Below are 19,149 nucleotides of genomic sequence, written 5' to 3' on the forward strand. Positions count from 1 at the left end.
TGGAGAAGGCCTCCGCAACGGCGTAGCGCTCGGCGCCCTCGACGGGCTCCCAGGTCAGGGTGACCTCGCCGTCGCCGGTCGCCTCCGCCCTGGGGGCGGGCGCCGACGGGTCGGAGGGGGCCGCGGAAGGAATTATCGCAACCTGATGAGTAGCGTGAAGGACCGAGTCCTCTGAATAAGCAGGAAGATAGCTATTTAAAACAAGGAGTAGAGTAATTGGTAAAGCCAACAATAGTCGTTTCATACTACCCTCCGTACTGCAGATGTCTTAAATCATGATAGCGAATGGAGAGAATTAAAACGAGGTTGATCAGCTCAACGGTATCATTTATTGCCGAATATAAACAGTCGATAAAAAGCGATACGTCGCATCATGTGTTATCTCATATTTAATTACTCAAATATTCAATTAACCAATCAATCCCTCAATCAACCGCACCGTTTTGAGATACGAATGCGGGCGATCGAACTGCTCCTCCGCGACGACGCGCGCCTTCTCTCCCATCAACGCACGGCGCTGCGGATCATCGATAAGGTCAATAAGGACACTAGCCATTCCCTCGGCATCCCCAGGTTTCACGTTTACACCAAAACCATCAGCTTCAACCTTTGCCCTAAACTCTTTACTGCACGATGTATTGACCATGGGCTTTCCCGCGGCCAAATAGTCACCGATCTTGGTCACGATGCTCTGGGCGGCCTTTTCCACCAGCGAGTTGATTGTTATGTCGCTCTTGGAAAGCCATGCAGCCATTTGGCTATAAGGCAAATAGCCATGGAACACGACCTCGGCACCGCTAGAATGCGCTGCGGCCTTAAGATTGTCGCGCTCTGAACCATCGCCCAAGATTTGCAGCTTAGCCTCGGGGTGAATTTTCTGCACCAGCGCCATGGCCCTGACCAATGTCTCCAGGTCATAGCACGCGCTTAGCGTACCCGCATAGGAAACCCAAATGTCCCCAGCGGACTTATCAATCTGCGAAGCATGCGCAGCAATGCCAGCATCAAACTCGCACAGCTGATTACCGACATATACGGTTTCGCTCGGAATGCCGGCTCGGGCATCACGCAAACCACGCTCGCGGTACTCATCCGAAGTGCCAACAACGGCATCGGCCATCTGGTATACAGCTTTGGCCTGTCGATAAAACGGCGCGAACAAGATGTCGGAAAGAACAGGAACGTCGAACGCCACACGGAAGGCCTCAGGCCAAAGGTCATTAACATCGACCACAAACGGGATATTAAACTTTTGAGCGGCTTTACCAATTTCCCTAGCAACATCATTGGGTGGAATCTGGCAGTAAATCAAGTCGTAATCATGATGTTCATCGAAATACTCCGATACACGCTTGGCAACGACGTGATGCGCCCAGATACGCTGGGGGCACATATTCTTGGGGTAGAACGGCTCCTCAATAAATCGAATTGCATAGGCGTCGGTCCCGGCATCAAAATGTTCAACGTCGCGTTGACGTTTTTCCCAATGCTGAAATCCCGAAGTAATAAAATCGACATCATAGCCATGCTCATGCAGCAACGTTGCAAGATATACATAGCGCGTTGCGCCCTTGACCTCATTGCCAAGCTTGGCATCTTGCGTATAAATGGCAATTCGCTTTTTCTCTGTCATATCACTAATCCACTCCCACGGCTTTGCTAGGCACTCGTTTTGTCGAGGCGCTCCCCTTTTTCGGCAGCTCGACGATTGCCAAACAAACCGATACGCGAGAAAGCGAACCCAAAACCATTAGTGCGCAACGAATAGACGAACTCCGAGGCAAGATAAGCAACATATGCCACTTTATTGGCTGAAACAACTACACCGGTGAGCTGGGAGTATGTCTGTTTAAATGCACCGCTGATGTGTGACATGCCCGAAACGATTTCAGGATTCATGCGTTTAAACAATGCCGCACAGCGAGCCTTAAGTGCCGGATCCTCAAAGGCCCCCTGCTCAACAAGTCCGCCAACATACCTAAAACCGATGGTATAGAAAGACTCGAGAATCCCCTTGTCGTAAATATTAAGTTCATCAACGATATCGGCCATATCATTCCAGCGAACAATAGGGAGATCGCTTGCTTTTTTAGCCGAAGACGACGTAGGGAGGTCTTCGCGGTAGCAATAAAACGAATCATCGGTATACGCAATCGAGCGAGCCTGAGCAAGCGTTTGAATCAAGAAGGGATTGTCCACCCATCCGGCACCGGGCACCTCTTTAAAGCGAATGCCAAACTCGTCCAAAAAAGAACGCTTGTAAATTGCACTCCAAATGGAAGGGTGATGCTGGATCAGGCGAGGATTATCCCGCAACGTAAACGGCTGCTTCTTTGTATTAATTCGCTTGTAATAGGCGCAGTGACATACGTTCTCCTGTGGAGTACCGGGCATACACACACGCCAATATGCCGACTTCACAACATCGGGCTCTCCGTATGCGTGGGCAAGGTCCATCAGTCTTGTATACATACCAGGCTTAAGGTAATCATCGGGCTCGACAATGGCAATGTATGCACCTCGAGACTCCTCAATACCACGATTGACCGTGGCACCATACCCCTGGTTCGGCTTATCAATAACGCGAATTCGGGAATCAATTTCCTCATGGCGCCTCATGATTTCCAGCGAGTTATCAGTCGAGCCATCATTAAGGACAATAACCTCAAGCGATGCGAAGTCATCGGCCTCGATGCTCGTCAGGCACTGATCGAGATACTGCGCCGTATTAAAACACGGGACAATAACTGTGACCTCTATACGCTCATCAAAATGCAAATTGCTCGGCACTTAAACCCCTTTGGGAACGCAAATCAGAACTGTTTAATCCTAGCACAGCGATATTAGCAGCTAAAAAACTGCTCAACCGCCCGCCCCCTACAGCCGCTGGCACACTACGGACACGTGCTGCCCGTCAAAGCCAAAGCCCCAGCGCACGCGGCCGATGCCTGGTCGCGGCACGCGAATCTCGTCGATACCGTCACGTTCGATGTCGAGCAACGCCTGAACCGCCAACAGCTCAAGACCCAAGGCATCCACGTCGGGGTCATACATCATGTTCATAGTGACAAGCGGACGTTCGTCGAGCATGCCGAGGGTGTCGGCCACATCGAGCATCCTTCCCGTAGGGAACACCTGAATATCCCAGCGATACGCCCCGCGCTTTCGATTGGATGACGGATTGGCATACCCCGGCATACCAAAGCAGAGCCCTTGCAATAGCAGGTGGTATGGCAACGGCGAATCCATCTCGACCGCGCCGGCTTCCGCGTCACGTAGAATTCGACGAAGCGCCTGCCTCACCGCATCCTCGTCACCGCGACACAACCCGTCACGAAGCGCATCGACGTCCCGCACATCCTCGGCGGCGAACTCAAACCATTCAATAATCACGAGACGCAACGCCTGGCGAAGCTCGTTATTGGGCAGACGCAGAGCACGGGAGCGAGCGCTGTTTCCCGGCTCCTCAACCATATCCGTCGTGAGGAAGCCGGACAGGTATAACGCGGTCCAAACATCATCAACGCAAGCGTCATTCGACACGACGGCACCCAGACAAAGAGGAGCCTTAACGCATCCATGCGGTTCAAGTAAATCGAACAGAGTCGAAAGCCGATCGAGACTCCAGTCAACAGCCACCCTACTCAGGGAGTCGGCAAACCCATACAAATCGGCCCGCACCGGCGGCGTGCAACCGCGGTTCAAGAAATCGATCACGCGCGCCGGACTCGAGCAATAAAACCTGCCAAATCGGTATCCCTCGAACCATTCACGCGCGTCATCCAGGAATTCCCCGCGTCCTGCATGGCCTAGCAGAGCCTGAACCTCGTCATCCGAAAAGCCGAACCACCGGTCACACCACGTCGAGAGCGGCGTCGACATACAGTTCGAACACCCGCGCGAAGAAAGCGCCGCCACAGCAGGACCGGGACGCTCCCCCATCAGGCACGCCAGCCGCAACGAATCGCCTGCAGCGGCTATGGCATCGAACAGCACGCGATCGAGCAATTCTGCCGGACAGGAGCCACAAGCGTCCCTCATAGCAAAACAACTCAACAACGCCGCGTCATACCCATCAACGAGCAGCACAACCTGCTCATCGCAAGCCATCTCCAGCAGCTCGATGAGAATGCCAAGCACCAAATTGACCTCATCTGCACTTGCCACGCCACGCGCAACGCGTTCGATGTGACGCATCTTATCTCGCGGTAAATCCGGAGCCTCCAAAAGCGTCAACAAGCGAGCACACTCACCCGAAAGAGCATCACGCACGACGCCGACGACATTGGCACCACACCTCGCAGCGCCAGAAAAGTCCAGCGATATCACCGGATAGCACGCATACTCATCCCGATAGCGCCCGCCGCCCGCATCCCAAATCTGGGAACCAGCAAACAGGCCCCGATCGACCTGTCCGACCGTGGGTCGCTCCAGAAAAGCCTTAAGCATCGACAGGTTCATGCTCTTTCCAAAGCCTTCGGGCCGGCAACACGCCACAACGGAAGCATCAGCATCCAAGACATCGGCAATAAACATCGTCTTGTCAACTAACACGCATCGATCCATGGCCTCGGCAAAGTCATGTTCGCCGACCGGCAGTGCCCCGTTACCCGAGCGGTTGATCAACTCTACGCCATAGTAGGCAGCATCACCATAAATCGCCTGTTCAGACACAGTAACTTCTCCCTAAAAAACAGCACGATGCCCATTGTATCGAGCAACTCAACCGCAATGATGCCGTCATGCAGACGTTTCGGGCAACGGTAGCAACAAGAGCCCCGATGGGGCATAACAAATCGTTGCACAACAAAACGGGGTCCGATACAGCCGTACCGGACCCCGTCCTAGTTCTTAGATTATCGGACGACCAGAATCTTACTCCTCGGATCCGTTCTGGCCAGCAGCCTTCTTCTGCTGATCAAGTTTGTGCTTACCACTCACAATGGACGAGGCACCAAGCGTCGCCAAGCTCGCGCTGGCAAGGCTCGCCATCACGATGAGGTCGCCCGTCTTGGGCATGTTGCCGCCCGAGGACTTGGTCGTCGTGGTCGTGGTAGTCGTCGTGGTAGTCGAGGTGACGTTCTTGTCGTCAACCTTCTGAGCATCGGCGTCGGACTGTTTTGCACCCGCATCGGCGGAAGCATCTGCGGCGCCTTCGACATTGGAGCCGGAGCCCTGCTCAGACGCTCCCTCATCAGAAGAAGAGCTGCCGTTAATGCCCGCCGTTAAAGACGACCCCAGCATGGAGCCAAGCTGCTCTCCGGCAGAAGGCTTATCTTCCGTCGAGGAATCGCCGGTGTCGGAGCCCTCGCTCGAATCGCCCTCGGATGCATCGGAGCCAGAACCGTTAGAAGAGCCAGCACCGGTAGAGGAATCGCCGGCACCGTTAGAAGTGTCCACATCAGTAGAGCCAGATGTCGTGCCATCCGTAGCGCCGTCGGAGCCAGAAGTCGACGAATCGCCAGAAGCGCCACCGGCCGCAGTGCCACCAGACGTAGCCCCACCGTTACCGGTATCATCGCTGCCCGTATCAGTCGAGGGCGCATCGTTATCGCCACTATCGCCCGCATCGCCATCGGTACCAGGTGTCGGTGCGGCGGGAGCAGCGGGCGCCATGCTCGGACCAGGCGCCGGCGTGGGCTCAGGCTCCACAGGCGTTGCAGCAGCGGCCTCGTCCTCGGCGATATAGACCAGGCAGTCCTTGAGCTCGTTCTTATAGCGATTCTTCCAACCCTCATGGTACTGAGGCTGACTCGAATACTTGCGCGCCACGTTATCAACCACGCTGTTCGAAAGCGCGGTCACAAACTCGCGGTCCGTCATGCTGTTAGAAAGGTTTGCCCAACGGAAAAAATCTTGGCAGCCACCCGTGCCGCACATATTGGTGATACTCCACACCATGCCCTTGACGCAATCGGCGCGACCGGAAATATCAATGCCCAGAGCGTTCTTAAGCCACGACTCGGTCACCGCATAGTAGGAGTTGTACGCATAGGCATCCTGCAGCGCCGAGAACTCAGCCGGATCGGTGTTGTAAGCACCCAGGAAGGCATCCTGCGCGATGCGGCCCAGCTCGGTGAGCTGGCCGTTCACATACATGGGGTTACTTCCGTTGGAAATCTCGCCACCGCGGTCAATCGCGTCCTTAAGCATGCTGTACTTAGCAGAGTCGTAGTTATAGACCTGCTTCATAAACGGAATAAGCGACCAACGACGATCGAACTGGTAATAACCCAGCGCGTTGTAACCGTCGCCATACGAAAAGCCCTGGTTGTAATTGCCGTGGCTCTCGTACTTGGTAAAGTACTTCATCTCGTCGGTCACGTTGACAAACGAAACACTCTGAACCGACCTCAGCACGCCCGAGAAAGACTGCTGGGTGTAGAGGCCCTTATCGATATCGGTGGCATCCGAGGCAACGCCCGGCGTGGGCTCCTCGGCTATAGCGGTTGCGGGTGCGGCAACGGCGCCAAACGAAAGCGCCAGCGTCAGGCCCGCAACAATCGCAGAATGCTTGGGTTGCATACGTCCTCCCTGCATCGGTGTGGTTAAAGTGCAGTTTGCAAAGATGGATTCAGTATTACAGCTCCCCGTTTGTTGCACAACAACCCATCGGTAAACGGCAACAACCCTCCGCGAAATCTTAAGGAATTAAATAAACTGGTCGTCGGGCACCAGCAAAAGCTCGCCGTATCGCTCCATCAGCCCGTCTCGCAACTGACAGAAAGCGGGAATATAGACGTTCAAGATGCGCTGAATCAAATCTTGAGCGAGCTTGTTGTCATAAATATGAACGTTCGTGTTGCGGTCTCTGAGCATATCTAGCCAGGCCGCCTCATCAATAAAGTCGTAGAACCGGTAGGACTCCTTCAAGATGGCGCGAGGAGACCCCGACGCGGCAAGCGTGGCGCCCTCATACTCGAGCAGACGCTTAAGGAGCTTCCAACTCAGTTCAAATTGAAGATTGAACTTATTAATCAATCCACTCTGAACAAAATCATTGTTGAGATCCTGATTGGGCGCATCCTCAAGATTCGCCAAGGCGCTGACAAAGTTCTCATATTTTTTCATACAGGACCACACCATCCCTAGCTATTTCGTCGAGCAACGACTGCGATGTGGACTCATCGAGATTGACGACGTCTACATCCAAAAGAGTATCAAGACGCTCCTCGATCAAATATGAGAAACGACCGAAATCCCCGCAGCCTGCTACAGCGATGTCAATATCGCTCTTAGGCAAGTTGTCACCTCGAGCACGAGAACCAAACAGCACGACCTTCTCGGCATCACATTCCCGAGCAAAAACTTCGATTTGCTTGTACACATTGTCGAGAGATGCCATTTGCAGCCCTACAGCTTAATGTCAAAGTTGATCTCGGGGACGGTGGCCAGGTCGGCCAACGTCACACCGTCGACGTACTTTTCGATGACCTCGTCCAGACCGCGCCAGAACTTGACCGTTGAGCACAGGTCACTGCGGGTGCAGCTGTTGTCGATACCATCGCACGCCACTGGAGCCGTGCTGCCTTCAACAGCACGCAGGATGTCGCCGGCACGCACTTCGGAGGGGTCCTTGGCCATCATGTAGCCACCGCCCTTACCGCGCACACTCTTAAGCAGGCCCGCCTTCATGAGCGGACGAACCAGCTGCTCCAAATACTTTTGAGAGATATGCTCGCGGTCGGCGACCTCGCGAAGGGCAATCTTGCCTTCGGCGTCACCGAGCGCCGCAATATAAATCATCAAACGGAGGGCATAGCGGCCCTTAGAAGAAATGAGCATACCTACCCTTCCATAACGCTGGGGACAAGCACTGCCGATGAATTTGTCCCACAATCTGAAAAGTCGAGTGGATTAGTCGGGTTTTCCCTTGACTAACGCCGAACCCATAGTAACTTTATTCCGAGAAGATTCCTAGGGTTTCGTACACCTATGAGTACACCATATACAGAGAGGGACAGCATGAGCGCAAATCCGCTGCTTTCCATCGAGGGTCTCACCGCCTCCGTGGACGAGAAGACCATCCTCCACAACGTCAACCTCAACGTCGCCACCGGCGAGACCCATGTGCTGATGGGCCCCAACGGCGCCGGCAAGTCCACCCTCGGCCACCTGGTCATGGGCGACCCCGTTTACACCGTCAACGACGGCCGCATCGTCTTTGACGGCCAGGACATCACCGAGCTCACCACCGACAAGCGCTCCCGTGCCGGCCTGTTCCTGAGCTTCCAGGCCCCGGTCGAGATCCCGGGCGTGCCGCTGTCGAGCTTTTTGCGCGCCAGCATCGCCGGCCGCCCCGGCCTGGAGATGAAGGGCAAGGAGTTCCGCCGTCGCGTCAAGGAGCTCGCGGCCGAGCTCAACATGGATACCGCCTACCTCAACCGCGAGCTGGGCGTGGGCTTCTCGGGCGGCGAGAAAAAGAAGGTCGAGATGCTCCAGCTTCTGCTGCTGCAGCCCAAGCTCGCCATCCTGGACGAGACTGACTCCGGCCTGGACGTCGACGCCCTTTCCACCGTCAGCCACGGCATGGACGCCTACCGCAAGAGCTGCGACGGCTCTATGCTCATCATCACGCACAACACGCGCATCCTGGAGCACCTGGATGTCGACCGCGTCCACGTTATGGTCAAGGGCCACATCGTGCGCGAGGACGACGCCTCGCTGATCCCCTGGATCGACAAGAACGGCTTTGAGACCTTCGAGCGCGAGGCCGCCGAGCAGCGCGCCCAGGTCGAGGCCGCCGCTGCCGAGCAGCAGGCGTAAAGGGGCGACGCAATGACCAAGAACCGCACCGAGGTCGCGGACATCGACCGCAGCCTCTACGACTTCACCTATGGCGAGGAGGGTTTCGAGCGACTCGACGCCGGCATCACGCCCGACATCGTGCGCGAGATCAGCGCCAAGAAGGACGAGCCGCAGTGGATGCTCGACCTGCGCCTCAAGTCCCTCGAGATCTTTAACCGTTTCCCGGATCCGACGTGGGGTCCCTCCATCGAGGGCCTGGACATGGACAACATCGTCACCTACGTCAAGCCCAACACTGACCAAAAGCACGACTGGGAGTCGGTGCCCGACGACATCAAGAACACTTTTGAGCGCCTGGGCATTCCCGAGGCCGAGCGCAGCTACCTGGCGGGCGTCGGCGCGCAGTACGACTCCGAGCTCGTCTACCACAACATGCAAGACACCGCCTCCAAGATGGGCATCGTCTACTCCGGCATCGAGGAGGCCCTGCACGACCCGCAGTGGGAGCCGCTCATCCACGAGAAGTTTATGACGCTCATCCCGCCCACCGACCACAAGTTTGCGGCCCTGCACGGTGCCGTATGGTCGGGCGGCTCGTTTGTCTACGTGCCCAAGGGCACCAAGCTCGACTTCCCGCTGCAGAGCTACTTCCGCCTCAACGCCAAGGGCGCCGGCCAGTTTGAGCACACGCTTATCATCGTCGAGGACGACGCCGACCTGCACTTTATCGAGGGCTGCTCCGCGCCCAAGTACAACGTGGCCAACCTCCACGCCGGTGCTGTGGAGCTCTTTGTGGGCAAGCGCGCGCACCTGCGCTACTCGACCATCGAGAACTGGTCCAAGAACATGTATAACCTCAACACCAAGCGTGCGCGCGTGGACGAGGACGGCGACATCGAGTGGATCAGCGGCTCTTTCGGCAGCCATGTGGGCTATCTCTACCCCATGAGCGTGCTCAACGGCCGCCGCGCTCGCTCGAGCTTTACCGGCATCACCTTTGCCGGTGCCGGCCAGAACCTCGATACCGGCTGCAAGGTCGTGCTCAACGCGCCCGAGACCTCGGCGACCGTCGAGACCAAGGGCATCTCCAAGAGCGGCGGTATTCAGACCTTCCGCAGCTCCATCGTGGCCACGCCCAAGGCCGAGGGCTCCAAGGCAACCGTGAGCTGCCAGTCGCTCATGCTCGACGACCAGAGCCGCTCCGACACCATCCCCGCTATGGACATCCGCGCCAAGAATGTCGACATCGGCCACGAGGCCACTATCGGCCGCATCGGCGACGACAAGGTGTTCTACCTGATGAGCCGCGGTATCTCGGAGGAAGAGGCCCGCACCATGATCGTCAACGGCTTTGCCAACCCGGTCTCCAAGGAGCTGCCGCTGGAGTACGCCGTCGAGATGAACAACCTGATCAAGCTCGAGATGGAAGGAGCGATCGGATAATGAAACAGGAAACCAACACCGCTGCCACCACGCTCGAGCAGGTCAACGCGATGCCGGCCGCCACATGGGGCTGGCTCAAGATGAACCAGACCAAGCTCGAGCTTTCGGACGAGCTTGCTGCCGCCCCCGCCGAGGCCGTTGAGGTCGAGGGCCTGGGCGAGCAGTTTGCCGGCTCGGACGACGCGTTCGACGCCGCCATGGAAGCCATGGCCGAGCGCTTCCCCGAGCGCCGCGCCTCCGCCCCCGGTGATGCCGCCGACCGCGCCCGCATCACACCAGAAACCGAGCTCGACGTGCCCGCCACCTCTGTCTACCAGGCCGGCGCTATCAAGCTCGAGGAGGAACTCTCCCCTGCCGAGGCCTTCGAGACCGGTATGGGCGAGGCTGCCTACACCTACCTGGCCGACCACGCCACCAAGCGCGTCGTCATCGATGTGCCCGCATACAAGCACGCCACGGTTACCGTGCGCGTGAATGGCGTCGACGCAGCGGCTGCGATTGCCGCCATCGATGTCGTCGCCCATCCGCAGGCAACGCTCGACCTGAAGATTGCCCTGGACTCCCCCGTTGCCGGCGAGGGCGTCGTGGGTTCTGTGCTGCGCGCGTGCGCCCACGAGTACGCCACCGTCAACGTGACCTGCACGCAGACGCTCGACGACAGCTGGATCGCGCTCGACGACACCGGCCTGTTCCTGGACGAGGGCGCGCGCGTCAACGTGCAGCACACTGTCCTGGGTGCCGGCGCCAGCGCTACCGGCCTTGCCGGCGACCTGCTGGGCGACACCGCCAAGGTGACAATCGATACCGATTACCTGGGTGCCCGCGAGCAGGTGCGCGACTTTAACTACGAGCTGCGCCACCGCGGCCGCAAGACCGAGTGCGAGATCGACGCCAACGGCGTGCTAACCGGCACGTCCAAGAAGGTCTACCGCGGCACCATCGACCTCGTACACGGCTGCAAGGGTGCAACCGGCACCGAGCGCGAGACGGTGCTTTTGGCCAACAAGGGCGTCGACAACAAGACCGTTCCCGTCATTCTCTGTGACGAGGACGACGTCGCCGGCAATCACGGCGCCACCATCGGTCACGTCCGCGAAGAGCAGCTGTTCTACCTCGCCTGCCGCGGCCTTGACCAAAACGCCGCCGAGGATCTGTTCATCCGCGCCAAGCTGGAGGACGCCGCGCTTTCCGCCACCGATGAGCGCACCCGCGCTGCCGTCGTCCGCTTGGGCAACAACCTGATCGATAACTTTGAAGAGGAGCTCGCATGATCGATACCGAGCACGTAAAATGCGATACCTGCACCGCCCCCGAGCCTATGGAGCTCGACGCCAGCGACGAGGCTTCGCGCGGCTGGCCCACCGTGGACATCGAGACTAATCCCTACAAGGCGCAGTTCCCGCTGTTCCAGCAGCATCCCGAGATCGCCTTCCTCGATAGCGCCGCCACCGCGCAGCGCCCCGCTTGCGTGCTCGATGCCGAGCGCGATTTCTACCAGCGCATGAACGCCAACCCGCTGCGCGGCTTGTACTCATTGTCCGTCGAGGCCACCGATGCCATCGCCAAGGTCCGCCAGCAGATCGCCGACCTCATCGGCGCCGCCCAGGCTAACGAAGTCGTCTTCACCCGCAACACCAGCGAGTCGCTCAACCTAGTCGCCAAGAGCTTTGCGCCCACAGTGCTGGAGCCCGGCGACGAGGTCGTCATCACCGTCATGGAGCACCACTCCAACCTGATCCCGTGGCAGCAGATCTGCCGCGAGACCGGTGCCAAGCTTGTCTACCTCTATCCCACCAAGACCGGCCAGCTCACCACCGAGGAGGTTCTGGCCAAGGTGGGTCCCAAGACCAAGATTCTGGCCGTGGGTCAGGTCTCCAACGTGTTAGGCGTCGAGAACCCGGTCAAGAACCTCGGCAAGCTCGTGCACAAGTACGGCGGCTATCTGGTTGTCGACGGCGCACAGTCGCTGCCGCACATGCCGGTCAACGTGGCCGATCTGGGCGCCGACTTCTTTGCCTTTAGCGCACACAAGGCCATGGGCCCCATGGGCATCGGCGTACTGTGGGGCAAGATGGACCTGCTCAACGCCATGCCGCCCATGCTCACCGGCGGCGAGATGATCGATTCGGTCACCGAGCAGGACGCCGTCTGGGCGCCCGTCCCCGAGAAGTTCGAGGCCGGCACGCAGGATGCCGCCGGCATCTTCGCCACAGGCGCCGCCCTCGACTACCTCGTCAACACGGTGGGCTACGAAAACATCCAGGCCCGCGAGCAGGCACTCGTCCACTACCTGATGGGCGCGCTCATGCAGCTCGACTTTGTCCAGATCATCGGCTCCATCTATTGGGACAACCATCACGGCGTCGTCAGCTTTAACGTCAAGGGCATCCACCCGCACGATGTCGCGAGCATCATGGACATGGACGGCGTGTGCATCCGCGCCGGCCACCACTGCGCACAGCCGCTGCTTACCTGGCTGGGCGTCGAGAACCTCGCCTGCTGCCGTGCCAGCGTGGCTTTCTACAATGACAAGGCCGACATCGATAAGTTCATCGCCGGCCTGCATCACGTTTGGAGCACGTTCAATGGGTAATCTGTACACCTCCACCACGTTTATGGAGCACAACTCGCACCCCGACTATAAGTACGAGATGGACGCTCCCACGCACGAGCACGAAGGCATCAACCCCAGCTGCGGCGACGAGCTCACCTTGCAGCTGCGTGTCGAGAACGGCGTGATTGAGGAGGCCTCGTTTACCGGTCATGGCTGCGCCATCAGCCAGGCCAGCGCCGACATCATGGCCGACCTCATCACCGGCGAGACGGTCGAGGAGGCACGCCGCCTGGCCGGGCTCTTCCTGGCCATGATCCGCGGCGAGCAGCTCTCCGAGGAAGACCTGGAAGACCTAGACGAGGCCGCCCAGCTCCAGGACATCTCGCACATGCCCGCCCGTGTCAAGTGCGCCGAGCTCGCCTGGCGCACCCTCGACGGTATGCTCGAGGGGCAAAATAATCAGTAATAGTTGTCTCAAATCTGAAGAATTCTATTGGCCGAATCGCTTAACTTTCGCGATTCGGCCATTTTCTTTTCTGCCTTTATTTCGAGCCCTCGGCCTGCGCGTCCACCTTCGTATAAGCGCGCACAATACGAGAAACGGTGCTTTTACCAATCCCCGTATACCGCTCAATCTGACGCACCGTAAAACCGGCATCGTGCAATCCAAGAATAACGATGTTGCGCTGCGCCGACGGTGCGGCTTTAACCCCGTTGAGCTTAACCCCGAGCCCCATCGCCAACTTGTCGGCAAAGGCGCGCCGCTCCCACTCCGTCTCTTCTAGATCGGGCATCGCCGGCTCGCAGCCGTCGGGCGTCGAAAGCGAATAGGCAATAAAGGCCTTGGCGGAACCAAAAAGCTCAAGCACGCAAGAAGGGTCGGAAAATCCCCTCGTCATATCGTTGTCGTAGGCCCGTAGATACTCGGCAAAGCTGCTCCACGGATAGCGCTCAATCAGAGCAATGCCCGCCTCCTGCGGATCGGTGTGCACAGAGCGAACAGCCTCCATCACCTGCCAGTCGGTATCGAGCGAGCGGCGCTCAAAACGCTCACGAAACAGGCAGCCCGTGCGCCCGGTACGTTTATTGAACCGACGGGCATACGTCAGCAGCAACCGCTGCATGGCTGCGCTCATTTCGTCCTCATAATCCAAAAGCACCAGATCCACGTGGTCGTTCATAAGGCACCACGCCACAATCGTCACCCGGGCATCGCGGCAGCACTCGCGCATCAACTCCAAAAACTCCCACCGCTCCTCGTAACTCTCAAAGATCATCTGCCTGCCCGTACCGCGGGCCCAAACATGGTAAAAGCCGGTAACCGTTCTCCAAACGCGCTGCATGACGCTCCCTTCGCCGGGATCTGCTTGCCATCCAATACAGCACGATTGAAGCGTGCCATCAAAACATTCACGCAAAACAACTACGCCACACGGCAAAAGGCAGTATACAGGCGGCGAACGGCATCATAGCTACAGGTCAGACAACGCGACATAGTCAAAAGCTTGAACAGAACCGACCCCCTTCAGCGAACCGCACAGCCGCAAACAGCTTTGTTAAATCGCTTCAATTGAAAGTTCCGCGCTTCTCGCTACGAAAACTGAGCCGTTCGCCGAATATTCCGTGCATTTCGCGGTATTATAGGGGCTGCATGTCATGTCCCTTTCGAAGGGTCGCCCGGCAATCGCCAGCCACGACCCCCAGACGGGACGCCAACACGATAGAGAGGAGAGGCATGCAGTACTCACAGGAAGTGGAGAACATGTGCCCCGTTGCCAAGGGTGCATACCACGGCCCCGCACCCATCCCCGAGGAGGGCAAGTGGGTCCAGGCTAAGGAGATTTCCGACATCTCCGGTCTTACGCACGGTGTGGGTTGGTGCGCACCTCAGCAGGGCGCCTGCAAGCTCACGCTGAACGTCAAGGACGGCATCATCGAGGAGGCCCTCGTTGAGACCATCGGCTGCTCGGGCATGACCCACTCTGCCGCCATGGCTTCCGAGATCCTTCCCGGTAAGACCATCCTCGAGGCCCTCAACACCGACCTCGTCTGCGACGCCATCAACGTTGCTATGCGCGAGATCTTCCTGCAGATCGTTTACGGCCGCAGCCAGACCGCGTTCTCCGAGGGCGGCCTGCCCGTGGGCGCCTCCCTCGACGACCTCGGCAAGGGCCTTCGCTCTCAGGTCGGTACCATGTTCGGCACCAAGGCCAAGGGCGCTCGTTACCTCGAGCTCGCTCAGGGCTACGTCACCCGCATGGCTCTCAACGACAAGAACGAGATCATCGCGTTCGAGTTCCTGAACCTCGGTAAGTTCACCGACGCCGTCAAGGCCGGCAAGACCCCCGAGGAGGCCATCGCTGGCGCTATGGGCCACTATGGTCAGTGGGAGAACGCTGCCAAGTACATCGACCCGCGCACCGACGAGGAGACTCACTCCGTCGCCAGCGTGTTCCCGGTTCACGAGTAGAAAGGGAGGGAAATAACTATGACTGTTACGTTCGAAGGTTACGAGCGCCGCGCTGACAAGATCAACAAGTGCCTCGCCGACAACGGCATCGCCTCCCTCGAGGAAGCTCTGCAGATCTGCACCGACAAGGGCTTCAACCCGCGTGAGATCGTCAACAACACCCAGTCCATCGCCTTCCAGAACGCCGAGTGGGCCTACACCCTCGGCTGCGCTCTCGCTGTCAAGCGTGGCGCCAAGTCCGCTTCTGAGGCTGCTGCCATCATCGGCGAGGGCATCCAGGCCTTCACCGTTCCGGGCTCCGTCGCCGAGGACCGCAAGGTCGGTCTGGGCCACGGCAACCTGGGCGCTATGCTGCTCTCCGACGACACCGAGTGCTTCGCCTTCCTGGCCGGCCACGAGTCCTTCGCTGCCGCTGAGGGCGCTATCGGCCTGGCTCTGAACGCCAACAAGGCTCGTAAGAAGCCGCTGCGCGTCATCCTCAACGGTCTGGGCAAGGACGCTGCTCAGATCATCGCCCGCATCAACGGCTTCACCTACGTGAAGACCCAGTTCGACTACTTCACGGGCGAGCTCAAGGTCGTCGAGACCATCCCCTACTCCGATGGTCCCCGCGCCGCCGTCAACTGCTACGGCGCCGACGACGTCCGCGAGGGCGTTGCCATCATGTGGCACGAGAACGTTGACATCTCGATCACCGGTAACTCCACCAACCCCACGCGCTTCCAGCACCCCGTCGCTGGCACCTACAAGAAGGAGCGCCTCGAGGCTGGCAAGAAGTATTTCTCCGTCGCTTCTGGTGGCGGCACTGGCCGTACCCTGCACCCGGACAACATGGGCGCCGGCCCTGCCTCTTACGGCATGACCGACACCATGGGCCGTATGCACTCCGACGCCCAGTTCGCCGGTTCTTCCTCCGTGCCTGCGCACGTCGACATGATGGGTCTCATCGGCATGGGCAACAACCCCATGGTCGGTGCCACCGTCGCCTGCGCTGTCGCCGTCGAGGAGGCCCTCAAGGCCTAATCGCGCCCGCGCGATGCTCATATAGTTGAGCTTTAGAGCCGCTACCTTTCGAGGTAGCGGCTCTTTTTATTCACGCTGCCATAAAGTAGTCCATCACCGGTATATCAGTTGCGGTGATATACGGACTGAATAACGCCTTCACATGCCAAAACAGTCCCTATTTCACCGCAACTTATTGAGGGGATGGGGACAGAGCGATCGGACACTCTCGACGCCCACCTGCCATATTTGCCCTTTACCGAAACGTGAGTCCTTTGCAAGACATTTGCCGATCACCCGTGCGACAATGCGCCGGACGAGAAAGGAATCCGATGGAATCGACTGATGTACTGGTAATTGGATCTGGCATTGCGGGCCTTTGTGCCGCCATAGAAGCGGCACGCACGGGTGCAACCGTCACTGTGGCAAGCGCCGGCAAGACTATGAGTGGATCGAGCTTCTTCCCTGGCACCTGGGGCCTCGGCCTGATTGGTCCCGTCGACGAAGACGACGAGCAGGACCTCATCGACACCATCCAGACCGTCGGCGGCGGCGTTGCCGACCCCGAACTCGTCCAGACGTTTGTCCACGGTATTCCTCAGGCCATCCAATGGCTCGAGAAAGATCTAGGTGTTGAGCTCCAGCGTCCGCAAAGTGCCGAGAGCGCCCGGCAGAAGCAGTTTATCCCCTGCTTTGACCATAAAACGCGTATGTGGCGCGGCCTGACCCGCAAGCCGCTTGAAGACGCGTGTACGGCACAGATCGAGTTGCTCGGAATTCGCCTACTCCCCCGTCACGAGCTTATCGATCTTCTTCAGGATGCGAACGGAAAGATTGTCGGCGCCGTGCTCTACAACCGCGCAAACGAGCATCTCGTGCCTATGGCAGCCAAGGCCACTATCATCGCTGCGGGCGGCACGGGTGGCCTGTTTGAGCGAAGCCTCACTTCCGCCGACGTGCTCAGCTCATCACAGGCCATCGCGCTGGCGCACGGTGCGTCCCTTACTAATATAGAGTTCATGCAGATGATGCCCGGCTTCATTGAGCCTAAGCGCAACCTTGTCTTTAACGAGAAGACCTTGCGCTACGTACATGTAGACCAGCCGGTCGATATCGCCGACGACAAGCTAGACGATCTGCTTGAGCAACGCTCCGGATATGGCCCCTTCACGTCACGCTTGGCTTCCCGCGCCATCGATCTTGCCATCGATCAAGCAGGCGCCGAAGGCCTCGCGCTCCACTACGACTTCCCCCGCGAGGACGTCCCTGAGTTTGTGCAGACCTTTGCCACCTGGCTGCAAGACGAGCACGGCATCGCGCCGACCGACGAGATGCGCGTGTCGATGTATGCCCACGCCGCCAACGGCGGTATCAAAATCGACAAGACCGCGTATACAGGCGTTGAGGGCCTCTACGCTTGCGGCGAGGCAACAGGCGGCATGCACGGAGCCGACCGCATAGGTGGCTTGTCAAGCGCCAACGGCATCGTGTTCGGACGCATCGCAGGCGCATCAGCGGCGCGAGCAGCACAGAATACACCTGAGGAGGACCCGAAGGCGGATATCGCCCTCCCCCAGTACGGCATTGCCACAACAGATGCCGAACGCCTGACACGCAGCCTTAAGCACACGATGAGTACCCATTGCATGATCAACCGCACCGAGACCGGCCTATCCGAGGCACTACACGAGCTTGATGGCTTGAAGACGGAAGCAACGACCTTGAGCACACAGAAAGCCCAGGACAGCGAAGTCGCAGCCCTCGCCCGCTTGCAATCGCAGATTCAACTAGCACAGGAAATGGTCAAAGCCATGCGCGCACGGACTGAAAGCCAAGGATCGCACTATCGAGCAGACTAAGCTGAGCACCCATCTAGAGCAGAACACAACTAATCGATATCTATGGGCCCCGTGAGCTCAAAGCGACACGGGGCCCATTCGTGTCCGCACGGCAGCGTATCCTTATTCTTAATACAGAGTCGACATAGTCCACGTAGACAAATGAACAGAAAGGAAGAGATATGGACAGCAGGGATATCGAGAAATGGCGTGTCGAACTTGACAGCTACGCCCATGTAGAAGACGGCGTTGAGTATTGGCTCGCACGCGATTTAATGGAGCCCCTCGGATACACCCAATGGCGTAATTTTGAGACTGCGGTTAAGAGATCCATGGCATCGTGTGACACCAATAAAATGCCTGTTGCCGCCCATTTTGCTGAGGCCAGCAAAATGGTAGATGCCGGCATCGCCAAACGAGCCGTAAAAGACTACAAGCTGACACGCTATGCATGCTATTTAATCGCCCAAAACGGAGACCCAAACAAGCCCGAAATCGCGCTCGCACAGGCGTACTTCGCCGTGCAGGCGGCCGCTGCGGCGCTAGAGCGCCTTGCGCGCTGCGCTGGTAAATGCTTACGCATTTCCTCAGCTCCGCGCCCTTTCGGGTTCGACCCCATGAAAGGTCAACAAAAAAAGACGGCCAACCGAAGTTGACCGTCTTAACATTCTTTGGTGGGCCGTCAGGGGGTCGAACCCTGGACCTTGGGATTAAGAGTCCCCTGCTCTACCAACTGAGCTAACGACCCAAAGCTAAAGCCCGTTGTGACGGACTTTAGAGGAGATATCGTGTGGTGGGCCGTCAGGGGGTCGAACCCTGGACCTTGGGATTAAGAGTCCCCTGCTCTACCAACTGAGCTAACGACCCGATATCAACACGAAGCAAGAACTGGGGTGGGTAAAGGGACTCGAACCCTCGACCTACGGGACCACAACCCGTCGCTCTAGCCAACTGAGCTACACCCACCGTGTCCTGTGCGCTTCGCGCTCGACTATTATTGCAAGGAACGCCACGCGATGCAAGCCCCAATTTTCAAGAATTTTGAAAAGAGTTTTTCGAGCGCGTTTCGAGCAATTCCCACCGGTTTCATAGGA

Annotated in this window: 18 protein-coding genes and 3 tRNA genes; 9 read left to right on the top strand and 12 right to left on the bottom strand. The window is 58.2% G+C overall.

Annotated elements, in window-relative coordinates:
- The 8 genes from AAA138_RS09180 to AAA138_RS09215 form a co-directional block, all read right to left on the bottom strand.
- On the bottom strand, positions 1 to 244 hold a 244-nt coding region (locus AAA138_RS09180; protein WP_349090579.1), incomplete at its 3' end, for a hypothetical protein.
- 165 nt (positions 245 to 409) lie between these two features.
- The gene (locus AAA138_RS09185) at positions 410 to 1,633 is read right to left on the bottom strand and encodes a glycosyltransferase family 4 protein (RefSeq protein WP_349090580.1); all 1,224 of its coding nucleotides are present in this window, start codon (positions 1,631 to 1,633) and stop codon (positions 410 to 412) included.
- A 26-nt stretch (positions 1,634 to 1,659) separates the two neighbouring features.
- Positions 1,660 to 2,790 carry a glycosyltransferase gene (locus tag AAA138_RS09190; protein ID WP_349090581.1) on the bottom strand — a complete coding sequence of 377 codons (1,131 nt, stop codon included), beginning with the start codon at positions 2,788 to 2,790 and terminating at the stop codon, positions 1,660 to 1,662.
- An 87-nt stretch (positions 2,791 to 2,877) separates the two neighbouring features.
- Complete coding sequence (locus tag AAA138_RS09195; protein WP_349090582.1) at positions 2,878 to 4,674, bottom strand: AAA family ATPase; 1,797 nt, start codon at positions 4,672 to 4,674, stop codon at positions 2,878 to 2,880.
- Positions 4,675 to 4,875: 201 nt separating this feature from the next.
- Entirely contained in the window at positions 4,876 to 6,525 is a 1,650-nt protein-coding gene (locus AAA138_RS09200) for a hypothetical protein (RefSeq protein ID WP_349090583.1), read from the bottom strand.
- Positions 6,526 to 6,651: 126 nt separating this feature from the next.
- Complete coding sequence (locus AAA138_RS09205; protein WP_349090584.1) at positions 6,652 to 7,071, bottom strand: HI0074 family nucleotidyltransferase substrate-binding subunit; 420 nt, start codon at positions 7,069 to 7,071, stop codon at positions 6,652 to 6,654.
- On the bottom strand, positions 7,058 to 7,345 hold the full coding sequence (locus AAA138_RS09210; protein WP_349090585.1) for a nucleotidyltransferase domain-containing protein: 288 nt from the start codon (positions 7,343 to 7,345) through the stop codon (positions 7,058 to 7,060). The genes AAA138_RS09205 and AAA138_RS09210 overlap by 14 nt, the downstream gene beginning before the upstream one ends.
- Before the next feature lie 8 nt (positions 7,346 to 7,353).
- Positions 7,354 to 7,785, bottom strand: coding sequence for an Rrf2 family transcriptional regulator (locus AAA138_RS09215; protein ID WP_349090586.1), 432 nt, complete (start codon positions 7,783 to 7,785; stop codon positions 7,354 to 7,356).
- Positions 7,786 to 7,965: 180 nt separating this feature from the next.
- On the opposite strand from AAA138_RS09215, the gene sufC reads away from it, so the two are divergent.
- From sufC to sufU, 5 genes are read left to right on the top strand one after another with little or no spacing between them, the layout of a single operon-like run.
- The gene (gene sufC, locus AAA138_RS09220; protein WP_349090587.1) at positions 7,966 to 8,766 is read left to right on the top strand and encodes a Fe-S cluster assembly ATPase SufC; all 801 of its coding nucleotides are present in this window, start codon (positions 7,966 to 7,968) and stop codon (positions 8,764 to 8,766) included.
- Between the two features lie 12 nt (positions 8,767 to 8,778).
- Positions 8,779 to 10,191 (top strand): Fe-S cluster assembly protein SufB, encoded by a 1,413-nt coding sequence (gene sufB, locus AAA138_RS09225; RefSeq protein WP_022094821.1) that lies wholly within the window; start codon positions 8,779 to 8,781, stop codon positions 10,189 to 10,191.
- Positions 10,191 to 11,462, top strand: coding sequence for a SufD family Fe-S cluster assembly protein (locus AAA138_RS09230; protein ID WP_349090588.1), 1,272 nt, complete (start codon positions 10,191 to 10,193; stop codon positions 11,460 to 11,462). Before sufB ends, AAA138_RS09230 begins: the two co-directional genes overlap by 1 nt.
- Positions 11,459 to 12,784: a SufS family cysteine desulfurase gene (locus AAA138_RS09235; RefSeq protein WP_349090589.1), complete on the top strand. Its 1,326-nt coding sequence runs from the start codon at positions 11,459 to 11,461 to the stop codon at positions 12,782 to 12,784. The genes AAA138_RS09230 and AAA138_RS09235 overlap by 4 nt, the downstream gene beginning before the upstream one ends.
- A complete protein-coding gene (gene sufU, locus AAA138_RS09240) occupies positions 12,777 to 13,211 on the top strand; it encodes a Fe-S cluster assembly sulfur transfer protein SufU (protein WP_349090590.1) in 435 nt (144 codons plus the stop codon). Before AAA138_RS09235 ends, sufU begins: the two co-directional genes overlap by 8 nt.
- A 76-nt stretch (positions 13,212 to 13,287) precedes the next feature.
- Here sufU and AAA138_RS09245 read toward each other — a convergent pair whose 3' ends face one another.
- On the bottom strand, positions 13,288 to 14,088 hold the full coding sequence (locus AAA138_RS09245) for a transposase (protein WP_349090591.1): 801 nt from the start codon (positions 14,086 to 14,088) through the stop codon (positions 13,288 to 13,290).
- 392 nt (positions 14,089 to 14,480) lie between these two features.
- Between AAA138_RS09245 and AAA138_RS09250 the strand changes: the two genes are divergently transcribed.
- From AAA138_RS09250 to AAA138_RS09265, 4 genes are all read left to right on the top strand, one after another.
- Positions 14,481 to 15,215 (top strand): nitrogen-fixing protein NifU, encoded by a 735-nt coding sequence (locus tag AAA138_RS09250; protein ID WP_006235554.1) that lies wholly within the window; start codon positions 14,481 to 14,483, stop codon positions 15,213 to 15,215.
- A gap of 18 nt (positions 15,216 to 15,233) precedes the next feature.
- Positions 15,234 to 16,238, top strand: coding sequence for a GGGtGRT protein (locus AAA138_RS09255; protein WP_006235553.1), 1,005 nt, complete (start codon positions 15,234 to 15,236; stop codon positions 16,236 to 16,238).
- A 311-nt stretch (positions 16,239 to 16,549) separates the two neighbouring features.
- The gene (locus AAA138_RS09260) at positions 16,550 to 18,076 is read left to right on the top strand and encodes an FAD-binding protein (protein ID WP_349090592.1); all 1,527 of its coding nucleotides are present in this window, start codon (positions 16,550 to 16,552) and stop codon (positions 18,074 to 18,076) included.
- A 161-nt stretch (positions 18,077 to 18,237) separates the two neighbouring features.
- Positions 18,238 to 18,711 carry a BRO family protein gene (locus AAA138_RS09265; protein WP_349090593.1) on the top strand — a complete coding sequence of 158 codons (474 nt, stop codon included), beginning with the start codon at positions 18,238 to 18,240 and terminating at the stop codon, positions 18,709 to 18,711.
- Between the two features lie 16 nt (positions 18,712 to 18,727).
- Here the strand turns inward: AAA138_RS09265 and AAA138_RS09270 are convergent.
- The 3 genes from AAA138_RS09270 to AAA138_RS09280 form a co-directional block, all read right to left on the bottom strand.
- A tRNA-Lys gene (locus AAA138_RS09270) sits at positions 18,728 to 18,803 on the bottom strand.
- Between the two features lie 43 nt (positions 18,804 to 18,846).
- Positions 18,847 to 18,922: transfer RNA gene (locus tag AAA138_RS09275), tRNA-Lys, on the bottom strand.
- Between the two features lie 22 nt (positions 18,923 to 18,944).
- A tRNA-His gene (locus AAA138_RS09280) sits at positions 18,945 to 19,021 on the bottom strand.
- Positions 19,022 to 19,149 lie beyond the last annotated feature (128 nt).

This window comes from Collinsella sp. CLA-JM-H32B, assembly GCF_040098065.1.
In the GTDB taxonomy this organism is placed as follows: Bacteria; Actinomycetota; Coriobacteriia; order Coriobacteriales; family Coriobacteriaceae; genus Collinsella.